The sequence below is a fragment of the Rhodopirellula maiorica SM1 genome, assembly GCF_000346295.1.
GTDB lineage: Bacteria > Planctomycetota > Planctomycetia > Pirellulales > Pirellulaceae > Novipirellula > Novipirellula maiorica.
The window spans coordinates 1-709 of the sequence record NZ_ANOG01000482.1 but is presented as its reverse complement, the minus strand read 5'-3'; the positions used below and the strand labels follow the sequence as shown (position 1 = coordinate 709).

General features: G+C 53.6%; 2 pseudogenes. Both read left to right on the top strand.

Annotated elements, in window-relative coordinates:
• Positions 1-94: 94 nt before the first annotated feature.
• Positions 95-340, top strand: a pseudogene (locus tag RMSM_RS43770) (hypothetical protein); the annotation flags it as partial.
• A gap of 31 nt (positions 341-371) precedes the next feature.
• Positions 372-709: pseudogene (locus tag RMSM_RS42630) on the top strand (hypothetical protein); the annotation flags it as partial.

The following is a 709-nucleotide window of genomic DNA, read 5'->3' as shown; positions in this document are numbered from 1 at the left end:
CCGGAGTTGCAATCGAGCGACGCGTCGCTGTCGCACGACAGTTCCACCAATGGATTGATCCAGCGTTATCGCAATTGGAAATAAGGCAGCGGACATGATCTACGTTTGGCCTCACGATCGAATGCCTAAGCAGGCGGTGTTCATCTCGGATTTACATCTGATGAGCACGCGGAGTACGGCAGAGCAGCACCACACCCAAATCGCTTCGTTGATCGAGCGTAACGAGATGGTGGTTTGGGGGGGCGATCTATTCGATTTCCGATGGTCACGTTTTTCCAGCGAAGTCGAGGCAGTCGACTTTTCGTTGGACTACTTACAGCAGTGGCGAAACGAATACCCCGAGAAGCAATTTGTTTTCTTGTGTGGCAATCATGACGCCAGCCCGATTTTTTTGTCGAAAGTTACGGCAGCAGACCGAGTCGGAGTCAAATTTTACGTTTGCCGGCGACGTGCTTCGCATCGGAGACACGGTGATGCTGCATGGCGACCAGATCGAAGGTCGGGGGAAAATGCAGCGGTTCGAGAGTTACCGAAAAAAGTGGGCCGATAAGAAGCGAGCGGCGCTGTGGCGGTTCGCCGGTTACGATGCGATCGTGGCAGCGCGAGCTCATAAAGTCGCGGCGGCACTAGCACATCGAAACAAGATGGCGATCCGAAAGCTGAATCGTTTTTTAGAGCTACACGATTTGGGAACCGAGAGCGGAACACG